The organism is Bifidobacterium margollesii, assembly GCF_002860355.1.
Classification (GTDB): Bacteria; Actinomycetota; Actinomycetes; order Actinomycetales; family Bifidobacteriaceae; genus Galliscardovia; species Galliscardovia margollesii.
This window is the reverse complement of record NZ_NMWU01000002.1, coordinates 107,960-124,236: the sequence shown is the minus strand read 5'-3', so window position 1 is coordinate 124,236 and position 16,277 is coordinate 107,960. Positions and strand designations below refer to the sequence as shown.

Here is a 16,277-nt window from a genome sequence, read left to right as displayed (position 1 = left end):
TTCCAGGGCTCAGGCGAGCCGACAGGCGAGCTTACGGAACGCGGCCGTAAGGCCGTCCGCTATTGCGGTTGAAGGCGGCCGGCAAAGCCGGTCGGATGAGGTGGTGGGCGGTTCACCTCGGCCGTAGCCGCCACGGAAAACGGCATCGGTCGCAGACCGATTCAATTTCTCCGCGACCGACGGCCGATCCCCTCATCAGTCAGCCTCCGGCTGCCAGCTTCCCCCACCGGGGGAAGCCAAAACACTCTTGAGACGAAGGTGGCCGACCGTGTCGGTCGGATGAGATGATTAGCGGCGGCCTTCGGCGTCGAACTTGGCCCAGTGCGGGGGAAGCTCGTTGAGAATGCGGCTGTCGTCATCGGCGGATTTGCGCAGACGCTCGTCCAGCACCTCCGGATCGGTCGAATCCGCAACACCGTCATCACCGAACAAGCCATCCGCATCGAAGCGCTCGGTTCCCCTGAACACCACGCGCCGATGCGGACGCCGTCTGCGGGAAGCGCCCGCATCACCGGCGGCCCCACCCGCAGTACCCGCACTCCTGACCGCGATGCCTGCGGACTCACCTGCCACGGATCCGCCGACAACGCCCTTCGACTCGCCTTCGGCTTCCTCGGCGGCTGCGGCGGCACCTACGCTCCCGCTCACTGCGCATCCCCATACAGCTTCGACAGCTGAGCGACCACACGGTCCACCTCTTTGTCGGGGTTGACGAACGCGGCCACGCTCCATACCGTCATCACCGACCATCCCAAGGATTCAAGATCCTCCTTGACGAAACGGTGACGCTGACGGGTGGAGGGTATCGACATGAACGTCGAATCATCGGTGGTGATGGCCAGCGCATACGGCTTATCGGGAAGACCGACCACCAGCGGGATGCTCATGCCACCCTCGAAACCATAGTTGGACTCGACGCGCAGACCACGGGCACGGATACGATCGGCGAGATCGACCAGCAGCGTACTCGTCTCACCATCCAAGGCGTGCGGGACGGGCATCGGCACCTGATCAAGTCCTTCGCACCATACGAGCAGCCGCTTCATGAGCTGAGGGCCGGCCTTGCGCAGTCGGTCGTCATCCAGATCGGCCGAAGTGAACGACGAGACCACATCCACATGGGAGTGTGCCAACGCCAGCGCGTCGAGCAGCATCGAGGCGCCGCCGGGGGCTTCCAGCATGCCGAACTGCTGCAGAAGGCGTCCGTGCGTGGTGTGGGCGAACCCGAACGTGATGATCGCGTCCGTGGACTGCATGCCGCACACCTCGTTGAGGCCGATGATGCGAACGTGACGCAGGAACTTGCGCAGACCCGGATCCTTCGAGCTGCGCGCCTTGAGCTCGGCACCGATGCGCTGACGATGCACGGGCGAGATCGTGACGATGCTCAGCATGTAGGTGGCGGGCACGATGGTGAAACCGGTGGCGCGACGGATCACCAGATCCACCACGGCATCGATTTCGTTCTTGTTGCTTTCCACCAGACCGGTGGTGACCGAAGGAACGCCGGAAGCGCCCTCGACATACGTGTAGGTGACGCCGTCCTTCACATTGGACACGTTCAGCGCCAGAGGCACCTTGCCGTATCCGTTGCGTTCAAGGAACTGCGCGAGTCTGGGATCGCGCCGGTCGGGCCGTTCGACGAGCCGGAGCGGCTTAAGATACGGCATCAGCGCACGGACGATCGGTGAAGACACCGTTTCCTTATGGGCCAGAATCACCACCTGGTCGACGCGAGCCAGAACCGACAGCAGCTCCAGGGGACGAACATGGGCGGAGGCGTCGATCACGGCGATGTCGGCCAGATGCTCCAGCGCGGTATTGGAGACGAGCGCGGCCGGGCTCGCCACAAGAATGGGCTTGGCGGCCGTGAGGATGTTCGGATAGTCGCGACGCAGACGACTCAACGGCACCGGTGTGGGCGAGGCGAGCAGGGTGTGCAGCTGGTTGGCCTCATGCGAGCGCGAGTACAGCATTTCGCTCAGCCTCTTGGTCATCTCCTGATCGACCATCGGGCCCACGGAACGCACATGTTCGGCATCGACCTGATTGAACCGGTCGGAAGCGGCGGACAGCACCGAGCCGTCCTGATTGGAGATGATCGGCGATGCGTGCACGATCAGTTCGAAGATCGTGGTCCACCACGCCAACTGGAGCTCACCGGGCGCGGCTTCGGTGGCGATGCGACGGTTACGCAGATCGGCCACCAGTTCTCCCAGACCGTTGGCGTCGAAATCACGTTCGAGGCTGCTGCGCTCCGGCAGGGTGTCCAGCGAACGATGGTCGTCGAACAGTCCCTGCAACCGTGCCTCCAACGCATTGAACTGCATGGTTTCCAGTTCGGCGCCTTCGGGCGTGGCGGCCAGCACGGCGTCCAGTGCGGTCAGATCGGCGCCGATGGCCTCCTGCGTGTCGATGATGTCGTCAAGCTTGGGCGGCAGCACCGGCCATCCGCCACGAGGCACGAACATGCGCCACTGCTCCGCCTGCTTGGCCACGACGAGCAGCGCATCATGCAGGTTCTCCACCTGTGCGCCCACGCGCAGCAGGCTCTTGGCCTCCTTCACGTAGCGGCGACGCTCCCAGAAGCCCATGCTGCTGCCTTCGGCCTTGCGGTCGGCCTTAGACTTGGTCGCCTCGATCATCGCGGGAATGTCCCGCTCGAACACGTTGGGCTGGAACACGTCGAGCACGCGCCGCAGGTTCTTGAGCACCACCACCTGGCTGCCCCATTCCTGCATGGAGTCGGGGATCGGGAAGCCACACGTCTCCACCACGGAACGGATCTGCTCGCGGATGGCCGGCATCAGGGTATCCAGCAGACGAACCACGCGCTGATAGGCGTTGACCGCTTCCTGCTCGGTGTAGATGGCGGCGTGGAACCACGCGGTGTCTTCCGGGCTGATGGTGAATTCGCCCAGTTCGCCTGCGCGGACGAGCTTCTCGCTCCAGGCGTCCATGGAGCTGCCCAACTGGCGGGCGGCATCCTCGGACAGCCGAACATGGGTGGCGGGATGGGTGGGCAGCGACGAGATGCGAGCCAGATTCTGGATGGTCTCGTAGGCGGAGACGCCCCATTCCTTGTTCTGCCCGTGCAGATCGCCGAGATATCTGGTCAGACGGGTACGCACGCCCACCAGTTCGTCGGCCAGCTGATCGAAGTGGGAGCTGGCGCTGCCGGGCTGATATCCCACCGCGGCGATCAGCTGATGATCCACCGCATTGTTGAATGCGGAATCGCTGATGTCGAGCAGCATGCCGGACATGTCGTTGCGCTTGACCTGCTTGACGAACCGGCGCTTCTGACTGGTGACGCAGGGCACGTACAGCACGGTTTTGCCGTTCATGATCGCACGGCTGGTCACCGCGGATGCGATGTCGGCGGAGTGACGTCCGCCGGGCAGATCGATGAACGCCGAAGCGCCAGAGGAGACGATCTGGGCCGCATATCGGGCGACGTTGTCCACGTCGCCGATTTCCAGCTCGTTATGCGGATCGATGTCGTACGGCGTGTACGAAGGCACCGGATAGTCGGAGAGGAACCGTTCGGCCTTCTCGTTGCCGGCGAGCACATCCAACAGATCATTGCCGGTCAAAGCCCGCTTCATGCGGCGCATCAGTGTTTCGCCCTCGCTGAGGAACAGGGTGGAGGAATGGATGAAGCAGCCGAGAATGATCTCCCGTTCGATGACGAACGACTGCACGGCGTCACCCACCATGGTGGAGATGCGGGCGAACAGCGCGGAGGTCTCCGGGGAGCTGTCGGCGTACTGGGATGAATCAAGCAGCAGATTCTCGTTAAGCACCACGCCTTTGTCGCGCATCGCGGAGATGAACGCCGGGTTGATGCTTGCCGTGGCGGTGAACCGCAGCTGCGCGTGGGCCAGCGATTCGCTGTCGGGCTCCCTGTCCACCTGAATCGGATACAGCAGCAGCGGCATGGTGCATCCCGTCCAGCTGGCGACGCCCACGGCCAGCGAAAGCTGCGCGTCTCCCTCCACATTCGACATGGAGGCCTGATCCTCCAGCACGCGGGCGAGCCTACGCTGCCCGGCACGCAGCATGCCGGTGTCACGGAACAGATTGCTCAGCTGCACATGGCCGCTGGCGAACAGCTGGGCGATGCCCGAAGGGTGAGCGTGGGTCAGATCGAGTCGGGCCTCCAGTTGCGAAAGATCCTCCACCGGCGAGGGACCATGCTCGCCACGGTACTCGTCATACCATTCCCGGACGCGGTCGAGAGCCGAATTCGATTCGTTCCGTGCTTCCGATGCGGTTGATTCACTCATGTACGGTTACTCCCCTTACTCCCCTTTGGCCTTCTGATATTCCTGATACCCGGGATTGCCGGCAAGGGCACGATCGATGTCCGGATTGCCCTGCACTTCGAGCCATGCGTACAGATCGTCGTACAGCGAAGGATTCATTGCCAGGAACGGCAACAGCTGGGGGTGACCGGCCATTTCGAACTGGATGTCGAAGTCACGGGTGATCTTGGCGTCGTCGGAGCTCAATCCGTCCACGACGATGCCCGGCTCCGGCTTGTTGAGTTCACCCTTGGAAAGACGGTCGAACACCGATCCGGCCTCGAACACCGGTTCGTATGCCGGCTGCGAGTCGGATCGGGATGTCTGCGAATCGGATCGGGACGGCTGCGCGGCAGCCGCGTCCTGAAACAGATCGCGCGAATCCTGCTCGACGGTACTCTGCTCGACGGCGCCCCGCTCGGCATCTACGGACCCGTCCCGGTCTTCCTCGGTCCCGTCTCCGTCGCCGTGCTCCGCAGCGGCTTCGGCACTGTCGACGAGGTTCCCCGCTCCAGGGGCCTCCATCGTACCGGCCGGCTCCTCCTTACCGGATCTGCCGGCATCCTCGCTCTGCCGTCGCTCCTCCACCGCCTGATCGTGCAGCGCGTCGATACGGCTTCGCACCTTGCTGGTGCTGAGCAGTCCGGTCGGCTCGCCGGCGCGCAGATCGAGAATATCGTCCACGCTCATGTTCGCGGGGTCGACGTCCGCCTCCTGTACGGCACCCGGCTTGGCGTACGAGAACAGGTCGGCCACCGGCTTCGCGGCCGGCGTCTCCTCCACTTCCACCTTGACGAAGTCCACCGGCACGTCGCCGAACTGGAATCGCATCGGCGACTTCGGCAGCAGGAAATCACGATTCACCGGCACTCGCATGAGTTCGCCGTCGTCGCGCACCACATACGTGCCGTTCGTGGAACCCAGATCCTCAACCGAAGCGTTGCCGGATTCGGCCACCGAAAACCGCGCGTGACGCTTCGACATCGACTTCGTCAGATCGGGCACATCCAGACGTATGCTGCCTTCCTCCGCCGGAGCCGGACGCAGAGGCTTTCGGCCGATCACCACATGCTGTCCCGCATCGACTCTCATCTCATCAACACCATTGACTCTGATAAGCCACTGCTGGTCACTCACCGTGCGACCCTCCTCCGATACGTACTGACACACTTAACCACCATTTTGGCATGAATCACCGGCTTTATGCGGATGCGCGTCATACCCGTTTCACATCTGCACAGTCGCCGCCCCTGCGACTCAGCCGTCGCATCACGATGATCTGCAGAGGAATCGTGGTGACGAAGGTGAGCAGATCGGCCGCCGGCTGGGCTATCTCGACGCCGGTCAGGCCGAACAGCATCGGCAGCACCACGATCAACGGCACCAGATACACCCCCTGCCGGCATACGCCGAGGAATGAGGCGATGCCGGTAAGACCCATGGTCTGCTGCATCATGTTGGAGATCATGTTCACCCCCATGAACGGCACGCTGCAGCATTGCAGCCACAACGCCACCTTGCCGATGGCCACCACCTGCGGATCGGATCGGAACAGTTCGATGAGTTCAGGGGCGAACGCCGACAGGCCGATGGCGAAGGCCAGCAGAATCAGGGTGCTGACCTGCACGCAGAACCAGTATCCCTGCTTGACCCGTTCGAACAGTCCGGCACCGTAGTTGTATCCGCATACCGGTTGGAATCCCTGGCCGAGACCGATGATCACCGAATTGGTGAACAGCATCAGTCTCATGACGATGGCCATGGCGGCGATCGCCGCATCACCGAACGGATTGGCCGCGATGTTCACGCAGGTGACGGCCACCGATCCGACGCTCTGCCGCAGCAGCGACGGCAGACCGCCGCCGATCACCTCACGGATGAGCAGCGGATCGGCCTTCAGCTCGCGCGGCGTGAGCTTGAGCACCGCCACCTTGCGGCACATGACCACCAGAATCGTGAAGCTGATCGTCTGACAGATCGCCGTGGCCAGTCCGGCGCCGAAAATGCCCAGATCGAGCAGAAAGATGAACACCGGGGCGAGCAGACAGTTGAGGATGGCGCCGGACACCAGTCCGATCATCGAATAGGCTGACTGTCCCTGATACCGCAGCAGTCCGTTCATGGTGAACGATCCGCAGACCATGGGGGCCGCGACGAGGATCGGCGTGAGATACTGCATGGCGTACGGGGCGATGGTGACGGTCGAGCCGAGCGCGAACACCATCGGATGCAGCAGGATCAGACCGAATATGGTGAGCAGAAGACCGAAACCCACCGATCCGAAGAATCCGATCGCCATAAGGCTGGCCGCGCGCCGGTTGTTCTGCTTGCCCATTTCGCGGGACATGGAGTTTCCGGCTCCGTTGCCGAAGAAGAATCCGATGGCCTGCATGATCGTCATCACCGAGAACGCGATGCCGATCGCGCCGGATTGGGATGTGCCGAGCTGCCCGATGAAGTAGGTGTCGACCAGATTGTAGGCCATGGTCACCAGATTCGAGACCATGGCGGGTATGGCGAGACGGACGATCAGCGGGCGGACCGGCCGGCCGGTCATTCGCCGATACTGTTCATCCGCCTTCGCCCTGCGCAATCCTCGTACCTGAACCACGACCGATATCCTACGCCTTGCGCGGACATGCAAGCGTGCGTTGCTCATGACCCTCATCAGTCAGCCTACGGCTGACAGCTTCAACCGCAAGAGCGGACGGCCTTACGGCCGCGTTCCGTAAGCTCGCCTGTCGGCTCGCAGACCCTCATCAGTCGGCTAACGCCGACAGCTTCCCCCAGTGGGGGAAGCCCGAATAGGCCTGACGAGCTCAGCCCACGGTGAAGCCTGAAGGACTGGGAAGCCGCCCCACGACCTTCCCCTTGAGGGGAAGGTGGCCGACGCGGCCGGTCCGTAACCCATCCTCGCCTTCCCCTTGAGGGGAAGGTGGCCGACGAAGTCGGTCGGATGAGGTGAGGGCAGTTCACAGTTCATCACCAAACCACCTCATCAGTCAGCCTACGGCTGCCAGCTTCAACCGCAAGAGCGGACGGCCTTACGGCCGCGTTCCGTAAGCTCGCCTGTCGGCTCGCAGACCCTCATCAGTCGGCTAACGCCGACAGCTTCCCCCAGTGGGGGAAGCCCGAATAGGCCTGACGGGCTCAGCCCACGGGGAAGCCCGAATGAGAAAACCCCGCGGCCGCGACATGCGACTGCGGGGTTTGAAGCTGTTAAGCCAAGTGATGGGCGGGATTCCCTCCCGCGTTCATTACTTGAGCTCGACGGTGGCGCCAGCCTCTTCCAGCTGAGCCTTGGCCTTCTCGGCGTCTTCCTTCTTGGCGCCCTCGAGGACGGCCTTCGGAGCACCGTCGACGAGGCCCTTGGCCTCGGCCAGACCCAGGGAGGTGATGGCGCGGACGGCCTTGATGACCTGGATCTTCTTGTCGCCAACGGCGGAGAGGATCACGTCGAACTCGGTCTTCTCTTCCTCGGCCGGAGCGGCGGCACCCGGAGCGGCAACGGCGACGGCGGCCGGAGCGGCAGCCTCGACGTCGAACTTGTCCTCGAAGGCCTTGACGAACTCGGAGAGCTCGACGAGGGTCATTTCACCGAAAGCATCCAGAAGCTCTTCGTTGGTGAGCTTAGCCATAATGGCTTCCTTTCATTCAGCGGCGGTCGGCGTTGTTAAGGTCTTTGGAGAGCCGACCAGCCAAAATTGTTCGTTTATTCGTTACGCAGCGAGTCGCAATCCTGTGCGGATGCGAATCAGGCAGCCTTCTCCTGCTTTTCGCGCAGAGCGTCCACCGTACGCACGGCCTTGGTAGGCAGGGCGACGAACAGCTGTGCGGTCTTGGTCTGCACAGCCTTGAGGGAGTACGCGATCTTGGAGAGAAGGACCGGACGGGATTCGAGGTCAGCGAGCTTGGTGACGCCCTCGGCATCGTACACGGTGCCGTCGGCGAAGCCGCCCTTGACAACGAGCTGCTTGTTATCCTTGGTGAAGTCACGCAGGACCTTGGCGGCCTCGACGAAATCGCCCTTCACGAAGGTGAGTGCGGTAGGACCGGAGAGCATTTCGTCCAGACCTTCCACGCCCGCTTCCTTGGCGGCGATGCGTGCCAGCGTGTTCTTCGCCACGGTGTAGGAAGTATCGCGGCCCAGCTTCTCGCGCAGATCGGAGATCTGCGGTACGCTCAGCCCGCGGTACTCAGTGAGGTACACGGCGTCGGCATCACGGAACTGCTCCGTGAGCGCGGCGATGACCTCAGCCTTTTCGGGCCTTAACATGGCGTTCCTTCCTAAATCGGCCATTGATTCGTTCGGGAAGCCATCTGGCATGCAGCCGGGGCAACAAAAAAGCCCCGCACGCAGGCGGAGCAACACTCTACGTTCGCAAGGCTTCATGCCCTGACGAACCCGATCCCGGAGGGATCCGTTTCTCAACCTGCGCTGGCAACCTTCGGGAGCGATCAGTTTAAAATTGACCAGACTCCAACCAACGGTCTGTGGTTTACAAAACGGAGACTATACACGCCGATGCCGATATCGGCAAATCCGCGACACGCCCGAATATGGTCGGAGGCCGAAACCGCGATACGTCCGGTGCCGATGATCGGATCGTCGGCGACGACTTGATCATCGATCGACGGCATGATCATCGGCATCAGGACTATGCATGTCGGGTGTTGGTACGCGCCGGCGGCAGCTTTTCGGGAAGCCGGCCGGCCCGTTTGAGCGAATCGCGGATGATGAACTCCATCTGCCCGTTCACCGACCGCAGTTCATCGGCCGCCCATCGTTCCACCGCCTCCCACAGCAGGGGATCCACCCTGAGCGGATACTGCTTCTTCGCCATGGGACCTCCCTTCCCTGCAACAGCCGCGTCGGAGCCGGCGAGGCACGGGCTCCGACGATGCGGACGGGTCATTGATCAACGAGTCATCAATTGTAGAGCGTGCCGGTGTTGACCACGGGCTGTGCGTCGTTGTCCCCGCAGAGCACCACCATCAGGTTCGAGACCATCGCGGCCTTGCGCTCTTCGTCAAGCTCCACGACGCCGTCCTTCTCCAGTTCGGTCAGCGCCATCTCCACCATCGACACGGCTCCCTGGACGATCTTGGCACGGGCCGCGATGATCGCCTCGGCCTGCTGGCGGCGCAGCATCACCTGGGCGATCTCCGGCGCATAGGCCAGATGGGTCAGCCGTGCATCGTCCACGGTGATGCCTGCCGGCGCCAGACGCTCGGCAAGCTCGGCACGCAGCGCCTCGGAGACTTCGGCGATGTTCGATCGCAGCGTGATCTCCCCGGCCGCGGCGGCATCGGTTTCGGCATTGTGGTCGTAGGCGTACCGGCTGGCGACGTGACGCAACGCGGTTTCGGCCTGCATGCCGACGAACTGTTCGTAATGATCCACATCGAACACGGCGCGGGCCGTATCGGTCACCCGCCACACGATCACGTCGGCGATCTCGATGGGGCTGCCGTTGCGATCGTTCACCTTGAGCTTCGGCCCATTGAGCGTGCGGGCGCGCAGCGAGATCTTCGCCTTGACGGCCTGCTGATTGACGACCTTCGCCGGCTTCTTCTTGCCGGTCAGCATGGCAGTCAGCGACTCGCCGTCATCCTCGTTCTGATCGGCGGGCTGAAGGTCACGCGAGTAGAACGGGTTGGCCCAGTAGAAGCCTTCGCCTCTGACCGTGCCCCGGTATTCGCCGAACAGCACGAGCACGCGGGCCTCGTTGGGCTGCAGCGTGAAGAACCCCGCCGACACCGCCGACATCACCACGCACAGCACGATGCCGATGACCAGCAGCACCATGCCGATGATCGTCGTCACACCGCCGTCGCCGTGGGACGCGTTGAGCAGGATCGAACCCGCCACGATGCCCGCCACGGCCACGATCCATCCCAGAATCGTCACCGCAAGCATCACCCAGCCGTTCGCCGCCCGCCCCTCGCGTTCCACGACGGGGTTCACGGCGAGATCATGCCCGACTCCGGCGACATTCATATCACCTTTGATCGTATTCTTCCCAACCACAGCAATCACCCTCCTTGGATCGCAGACGATCAATCGAATGCCGATCTCGGTTCCGAAGGAAGTCCCCGGTTTCCGATGGCTGATCATCTGATACCAAAATGATATCAGTTTGATTTCACCTGACGCAACCTCGCGACACCCCGCCGATAACATGACACCGGTACCATGATGACCATGAAGGGCAAGCCGAAGAACAGCTCCTCGAATCGAGCCGCGACCAGCAACCGCAACGTCTCCACCGCACGGGCCACGATGGTGGGATTCGCCGCCATCGCCCTGTGGAGCATGATGATGGGTCTGGTGCGCATCGTCTCCGAATCGTTCGGCGCCACGCTCGGCTCGGCGATGATCTACACCTGCGGGGCCATACTGCTGCTGATCTTCCGCAGACCAGCACCACTCCGCACGGCACCACGCCGATATCTGCTCATCGGCGGCTCCCTGTTCGTGTTCTACGAATCGTCGATCGCCCTGTCGATCGGGCTCGCATCGTCCGCCGCGCAATCGGTGGAGATCAGTCTGGTCAACTATCTGTGGCCCACGCTGATGGTGCTGCTCGCCGCCATGGTCTCGCGCAAACGCCACGCGGTATGGTTCGCACTGCCCGGCGCGCTCGTGGCCACGGCCGGCGTCGTGCTTTCCGTGGGCGGCAACAGCGGTCTCGACTGGCATGCGGCCATGCAGCACGTCACCGACAACCCGCTGCCATATGCACTGTCGTTCCTCGGCGCGCTGGCATGGTCGGTGTACGCCGTGGCCACACCATCGATGTCGAAGGGCTACGACGGCACCAGCGTGTTCTTCCCCTGCGTATGCGTGGCCCTGTGGATCGTGCATTTCGCCTCCGGAGAAGGACTCCCGGAAAGCACTCCCCCACTGCACGCCTGGCTTACCGTGCTGGTCACCGCCGTGGTGATCGCCGGCGGATACGCCTGCTGGGGATTCGGCATTCTGCACGGCAGCATGGAAAAGATGGCCATCGCCTCCTACGCCACCCCGGTGCTGTCGGTGGGGGCGAGCGCCGTGCTGCTCGGATTGAGTCTGTCATTGCCGTTCTGGTGCGGCGCCCTGCTGGTGGCGGCCGGCTCCGTACTCAATCTGCTGATCAAGCCGCGGTAGGACGAACACACGATAGGACGGACAGCGGTTCGTGAACTGGCTTCCAACACCCACGAATCGCTGCCGCGACCGATCGGCATCATCCGACCAACCCACCGCCCTCCATACTGGCAACTGTCGGGCAGTCATACGGATCGATCGTTGATGACGCCATCATCGTATGGGCATACGCCCCGGGACGTCACACGCTTTCCATAGGTTTCCACGTCTTTCCGCGGTTTTCCCGATTCGCGGACATCCATACGGAAGCCATACGGACATCCATACGGACATCCATACGGATCGCAATTCTCCATACGGATCGCAGACATCCCGAGCCGCAACCCCACCCCGACACCAAACGAATCCGACCGACCGCGGCGCACCGATCACCGACGACTCCGGCGGAAGATCGCTATCATACCGGTGTGAACAGTGCGCAGAACAATGGTCAAGGCCCCTCCCGCCTGCAGTGCGACCATGAAGACGGAAGCGATCGTCCGGCGACGCAATCGGCGGCGCCAACGACATCGCAACCGGCGCCGCATCCGGTGACGATCAGCGACGTGGCGAAGGCCGCCGGCGTTTCGATCGCCACGGTGTCGCGCACCTTCCGTCGGCCCGATCGCGTGAACGTCAACACGCTGAATCATGTACGCGCCGTGGCCGAACGGCTCGGCTACCATACGCAGATCATCCGCCCGCGCAGTGAAAGCCATCTGGTCGGCATGATCTCGCTGACCGTCAACGATCTCAACAATCCGATGTACTCCCAAATCGCACACGGCGTACAGCGCGAATGCGCCCGCCGCAATTTCGGTCTGATGGTTTCGGAGACGGAAGGCAGCATCGCCACCGAACGTGCGATCATCAAACGCAGCATCCCCCATGCGGACGGGATGATCCTATGCTCGCCGCGTCTTTCGGACTGGGAGGCACGCAAGGTCGCCCAGTCCCGGCCACTCGCGGTGATGATCCGCATGATCGGCGGCGTGCAATCGCTGTACGCCGATGACGGGCCGGCGATCACACAGGCGGTAAACGAGCTGGCCCGTCTGGGACATCGGGAGATCACCTATCTGCCCGGACCGGAGCATTCGTGGGGCAACTCCCTGCGGATCGCCGCCCTGCAGTCGACGTGCCGCAGCGTTGGCGTACGGCTTCGGCACACGCAATGCGCGTATCCTGTGGGGCCTCATGCGCAGCGGGCGTTCGCCGAATTCCTGCGCAGCCCGACCTCCGCGGTGATCGCCTACAACGACGAAGTGGCCTACGCCTTCATGCGGTTCGCGCAGCGGCACGGGCTCGACGTCCCCGGCCGGGTGTCCGTGGTGGGCATCGACGATATTCCGATGTGCGAAGTATGCTCGCCCACATTGTCGTCGATCGCCGTGCCGCGGCAGGAGCTGGCCCGGATCGCGGCGAAGAGGGTGATCGATCAGGTGCTGCACATCGCGGACGGAACGATGGCGCCGGTGGTGCTGGAATCACGGTTCGTGCCGCGCGACAGCATCGGCCCGTTTCGCAACACCCGGACCATGTGACGACACCCGGACCATATAACAAAGACCCCGCCGGGCAATGCCCGACAGGGTCCACAATGGTTGATGATTCAGGAATGGTCTGCGGTCGGGCGATCAGCCGGGCCGATCAGCTAGGCCGATCAGACGGACACGACCGGCGACCGGCTACTTGGCCAGCTTGGAAAAATCGTCGAACAGCTCGCCGTAGATCTGACCCCAGGAGCGCTTGCCCTGGATGTACTTGACGGTCATCGACTTGGTGAAGGAGTCGAAGAAGCCCTTGATCTCAGCTTTGACGTCGTCGGAGACGGCGAGGGCGTCGACCTTGGCCTTGATACCGGCGGACGCCTGAGCGCAGCGCAGAGCCTCCCACTCACCGTAGGTCATGGACTTGAACTTGCCGTCGAGGCTTTCGTTGAGGGTGAAGGTGTCGGCGGAGGTCAGCGGGGCGAGGGTCGCCTCCAGCTGGTCGGCCGGGGTGACGAAGTCGAGCTCGCCGGCCTGATCAAGACCGGTGAAGGCGACCTTGCCGTCGGCGATCTCGGCCTGGATGAACACCATCTTGTCGTTCTTCTCGTTGTACAGGATGATCTGTGCCATGATGTGCTTCTTTCTGTGATTGCCGCGGCGGGACCGCCGCGGACGATTGACATGGAAACGGGTATGAAAAGAGCCGCGGTCGGCGGGACGCGTTGCGCGGCTCAGTGGCGGATATCAGATCTTTTCGATCGGCAGACCGTTCTTGTCGAGGTCCGGCCACAGCTTCTCGTACGGGTGACCGGTGAGCTCCTCGGCGACCTTGCGGGCCTCGGGGGTCACGTCGGCCTTGGAGCCGCCGGCCTCGAGACGCTCGATCTCGGCCTTCAGGATGCCGTGGGTCTCACGGTCGAGGTAGATGCGGCGGGACATCCACAGAGCCCAGGCGATCAGGATGGAGGTGCCGAGGAAGAACACGGCCACGATGCCGACCTGAACGTTGTGCGGGGTGGTCTCGAAGTTCTTCATGGTGTCGGCCTTGTAGCCGGTGAACTCCAGCAGGATACCCGCAACCCACGTAGCGATGGCGCCGGTGGACTTGCGGAAGAAGGTCATCACGGAGGCGTACAGACCGGCACGATCACCGCGGGTCATCACGTAGTCCACGTCAGGCATGAACGGGAACAGGTTCCACGGGGTGAACTCCAGGGTGGCACGACCGCACTGGTAGACGATGGAGACGATCAGGAAGATCCAGAACGGGTTGTGGATGCCGGCGGCCCACACACCCACGTAGGCGACCATGGCCACGAGGATGGAGATGTAGCTCAGACGGAACAGGAACTTCGGGCCGTGGGAGATCATCAGCTTGGCGCACCAGATGGTCATCGGGATACCGAGGATGGACATGGCCTGGAAGGTCCACGGCCAGGATTCGCCGGCGCCGGAGATGCAGCAGACGATGAAGGTCGGCAGCAGGGTGGAGTAGAAGTCCTTACCGGTGAAGGACAGCAGGTAGACGGCCAGGTGGGTGCGGAAGGCCTGGTTCTTGAAGGTGTCGACGTAGCCGTTGATGGATTCCTTGAGGAAGCCGCCGACGGACTGCTTCGGGCGGGATTCGAGCTCCTTGACGAACTCCGGGGTGAGCGCGCGCTCCCAGGTGCCGAAGGTGGAGATCGCGATGGCGATCACGAACAGGACGGTCCAGGCGAGGCCTGCGATCAGGTAGGCGTTGGCGTTCTGGGCCTGCTTCAGGGCGGCCAGAATCAGGAACACGAGGGCGGTACCGGTGGCGGAGATCACCATTCGGGAGCCGGAGAGGGTGGTACGCAGCGTGTAGTCACGAGTCATCTCGGTGGGCAGGCATTCCCACGGGACGATCATCATGGCGATGATCACCTCCATGGCGATGTAGACCGCGAGGTAGTAGGCGGCGCTGGTGGAGTTGATCCAGAACAGCGGGAACACGCAGGCGAACAGCACCAGACCGAGCACCATGAAGAAGTGGCGACGGCCGAAGCGCTGGCCGAGCTTGGTGTGGTAGAAGTTATCGGTGATCAGACCGAGGAACAGGTTCCAGATGCAGTCCACGATACGACCGGCGGCGGCAATACCACCGGCGATTGCGGGATTGAAGCCCTGAGCCAGGGTCAGATAGGCGAAGATGACGCCGGAGACGATGTTGTTCCAGCCGCCGCCCATGAGGTCGAGCATGCCGTACTGGATACCGCGTCCGATGTTGATCTCGTGGGCCTTGTAAGGCCACTTGTTGAGATTCACGTTGGAAGCCATGTTTTTCCTTTCCTTCTTCTGTATCTCCCGGGTTTTCGCGTGCCAGTGCGCAACCCTGCGGGAGGTCGGCATCGACCTTCCTCGATACAAAAACTTGCAATTAGATTCTGGGGCTCGGCGGGGTTTGATCGTGCGCTGTTGCCTACTTTTGCATCAGAAATGCAACGGAGAGCACGCTCACAACAACACAACCGCACGATATCGCACAGAAAACCATGCAGACAGAAAACCATGCAGATCCGCATCGGATATCCGGCAGATCAATCAGAGGAACAACAAAACGTGCCATACCCCGATATCGGGGTATGGCACGTCGATCACGTCATACGACTGCGGCACCGGGAAGGCCCCGGCCCGCTTCGATCACTTGCTCTTGGAAGCGATGATCGGCTCGACCAGAGCGCGGGCGTCCTTGCATGCCTGCGCGATGGCAGCCCAGTCGTGGGCCTTCTGAGCTGCGGACGGCACCGGGAAGGAGCCGCCGACGGCGAACACGTTCTTCAGGGAGATGTACTCCTCGGCGTTCTTCAGGTTCACGCCACCGGTGGGCAGGAACTTCATCTCGGCGAACGGGCCGTTGAGGGCCTTCAGGGTCTTCACGCCGCCGTAGGCCTCGGCCGGGAAGAACTTGACGTAGCGCAGGCCGAGCTGGTAGGCGTCGTCCACGTCGGACGGCACGGCGGTGCCGGGGAGGATCAGGATGTCGTTCTCCAGCGCGTAGTCCACCACGGAGCGGGTGAAGGCCGGGGTGACCAGGCCCTTGCAGCCGGCCTCGACGGAAGCCTTGGCCTGCTCCACGGTGTGCACGGTGCCGGCCACCAGGGTGACGCCCGGCACTTCGTCGCGGATGCGCTTCATGCCTTCGATGGCGTACGGGGAACGGAAGGTGACCTCAGCCACCGGAACGCCGCCCTCCTCCAGGGCCTTGGCCAGCGGAACCGCCTCCTCGACGCTGTGCAGCGTGACCAGCGGAACGACACCGAGCTGCTCGAAGTAGGCGAGCTGCTCCTCATTCGTCTTTTCTGCCATAGTGATACTCCTTTGAGTTGT

Annotated in this window: 14 protein-coding genes; 2 read left to right on the top strand and 12 right to left on the bottom strand. The window is 62.8% G+C overall.

What is annotated here, in order from left to right:
- Positions 1–288: 288 nt before the first annotated feature.
- The 9 genes from Uis1B_RS00580 to Uis1B_RS00545 all read right to left on the bottom strand — a co-directional run bounded on the left by Uis1B_RS00580 (position 289) and on the right by Uis1B_RS00545 (position 10,308).
- Complete coding sequence (locus Uis1B_RS00580) at positions 289–648, bottom strand: hypothetical protein (protein ID WP_243390186.1); 360 nt, start codon at positions 646–648, stop codon at positions 289–291.
- Positions 645–4,289, bottom strand: coding sequence for a helicase (locus tag Uis1B_RS00575; RefSeq protein ID WP_101614556.1), 3,645 nt, complete (start codon positions 4,287–4,289; stop codon positions 645–647). The genes Uis1B_RS00580 and Uis1B_RS00575 overlap by 4 nt, the downstream gene beginning before the upstream one ends.
- Positions 4,290–4,304: 15 nt before the next feature.
- The gene (locus tag Uis1B_RS00570) at positions 4,305–5,444 is read right to left on the bottom strand and encodes an FHA domain-containing protein (RefSeq protein WP_243390185.1); all 1,140 of its coding nucleotides are present in this window, start codon (positions 5,442–5,444) and stop codon (positions 4,305–4,307) included.
- A gap of 79 nt (positions 5,445–5,523) precedes the next feature.
- Positions 5,524–6,918 carry an MATE family efflux transporter gene (locus Uis1B_RS00565; RefSeq protein ID WP_165782657.1) on the bottom strand — a complete coding sequence of 465 codons (1,395 nt, stop codon included), beginning with the start codon at positions 6,916–6,918 and terminating at the stop codon, positions 5,524–5,526.
- Positions 6,919–7,564: 646 nt separating this feature from the next.
- Positions 7,565–7,945 (bottom strand): 50S ribosomal protein L7/L12, encoded by a 381-nt coding sequence (gene rplL / locus Uis1B_RS00560; protein ID WP_101614553.1) that lies wholly within the window; start codon positions 7,943–7,945, stop codon positions 7,565–7,567.
- 116 nt (positions 7,946–8,061) lie between these two features.
- Positions 8,062–8,583 (bottom strand): 50S ribosomal protein L10, encoded by a 522-nt coding sequence (gene rplJ / locus Uis1B_RS00555; protein WP_101614551.1) that lies wholly within the window; start codon positions 8,581–8,583, stop codon positions 8,062–8,064.
- Between the two features lie 182 nt (positions 8,584–8,765).
- Positions 8,766–8,960 carry a hypothetical protein gene (locus tag Uis1B_RS11795; RefSeq protein WP_133124777.1) on the bottom strand — a complete coding sequence of 65 codons (195 nt, stop codon included), beginning with the start codon at positions 8,958–8,960 and terminating at the stop codon, positions 8,766–8,768.
- 5 nt (positions 8,961–8,965) lie between these two features.
- Positions 8,966–9,151, bottom strand: coding sequence for a type II toxin-antitoxin system antitoxin (locus tag Uis1B_RS00550; protein WP_101614549.1), 186 nt, complete (start codon positions 9,149–9,151; stop codon positions 8,966–8,968).
- 86 nt (positions 9,152–9,237) lie between these two features.
- Entirely contained in the window at positions 9,238–10,308 is a 1,071-nt protein-coding gene (locus Uis1B_RS00545; protein WP_207763346.1) for an SPFH domain-containing protein, read from the bottom strand.
- 204 nt (positions 10,309–10,512) lie between these two features.
- Here Uis1B_RS00545 and yddG point away from each other — a divergent pair, with 204 nt between their 5' ends.
- Complete coding sequence (gene yddG / locus Uis1B_RS00540) at positions 10,513–11,457, top strand: aromatic amino acid DMT transporter YddG (protein WP_243390192.1); 945 nt, start codon at positions 10,513–10,515, stop codon at positions 11,455–11,457.
- A 530-nt stretch (positions 11,458–11,987) separates the two neighbouring features.
- The gene (locus tag Uis1B_RS00535) at positions 11,988–12,980 is read left to right on the top strand and encodes a LacI family DNA-binding transcriptional regulator (RefSeq protein WP_133124776.1); all 993 of its coding nucleotides are present in this window, start codon (positions 11,988–11,990) and stop codon (positions 12,978–12,980) included.
- A gap of 144 nt (positions 12,981–13,124) precedes the next feature.
- Here Uis1B_RS00535 and Uis1B_RS00530 read toward each other — a convergent pair whose 3' ends face one another.
- From Uis1B_RS00530 to eda, 3 genes are all read right to left on the bottom strand, one after another.
- Positions 13,125–13,559: a hypothetical protein gene (locus Uis1B_RS00530; protein ID WP_101614542.1), complete on the bottom strand. Its 435-nt coding sequence runs from the start codon at positions 13,557–13,559 to the stop codon at positions 13,125–13,127.
- A gap of 114 nt (positions 13,560–13,673) precedes the next feature.
- Positions 13,674–15,227, bottom strand: coding sequence for an MFS transporter (locus Uis1B_RS00525; protein WP_243390184.1), 1,554 nt, complete (start codon positions 15,225–15,227; stop codon positions 13,674–13,676).
- 363 nt (positions 15,228–15,590) lie between these two features.
- Positions 15,591–16,256, bottom strand: coding sequence for a bifunctional 4-hydroxy-2-oxoglutarate aldolase/2-dehydro-3-deoxy-phosphogluconate aldolase (eda, locus tag Uis1B_RS00520; RefSeq protein ID WP_101614540.1), 666 nt, complete (start codon positions 16,254–16,256; stop codon positions 15,591–15,593).
- Between the last annotated feature and the right edge of the window lie 21 nt (positions 16,257–16,277).

What these genes read in the sequence shown, in the direction of transcription:
- Uis1B_RS00575 (WP_101614556.1), bottom strand. Translation starts at nt 4,289, where the DNA reads ATGAGTGAATCAACCGCATCGGAAGCACGGAACGAATCGAATTCGGCT.
- rplL (WP_101614553.1), bottom strand. Translation starts at nt 7,945, where the DNA reads ATGGCTAAGCTCACCAACGAAGAGCTTCTGGATGCTTTCGGTGAAATG.
- rplJ (WP_101614551.1), bottom strand. Translation starts at nt 8,583, where the DNA reads ATGTTAAGGCCCGAAAAGGCTGAGGTCATCGCCGCGCTCACGGAGCAG.
- Uis1B_RS11795 (WP_133124777.1), bottom strand. Translation starts at nt 8,960, where the DNA reads ATGCCGATGATCATGCCGTCGATCGATGATCAAGTCGTCGCCGACGAT.
- Uis1B_RS00550 (WP_101614549.1), bottom strand. Translation starts at nt 9,151, where the DNA reads ATGGCGAAGAAGCAGTATCCGCTCAGGGTGGATCCCCTGCTGTGGGAG.
- Uis1B_RS00545 (WP_207763346.1), bottom strand. Translation starts at nt 10,308, where the DNA reads ATGAATGTCGCCGGAGTCGGGCATGATCTCGCCGTGAACCCCGTCGTG.
- yddG (WP_243390192.1), top strand. Translation starts at nt 10,513, where the DNA reads ATGAAGGGCAAGCCGAAGAACAGCTCCTCGAATCGAGCCGCGACCAGC.
- Uis1B_RS00530 (WP_101614542.1), bottom strand. Translation starts at nt 13,559, where the DNA reads ATGGCACAGATCATCCTGTACAACGAGAAGAACGACAAGATGGTGTTC.
- Uis1B_RS00525 (WP_243390184.1), bottom strand. Translation starts at nt 15,227, where the DNA reads ATGGCTTCCAACGTGAATCTCAACAAGTGGCCTTACAAGGCCCACGAG.
- eda (WP_101614540.1), bottom strand. Translation starts at nt 16,256, where the DNA reads ATGGCAGAAAAGACGAATGAGGAGCAGCTCGCCTACTTCGAGCAGCTC.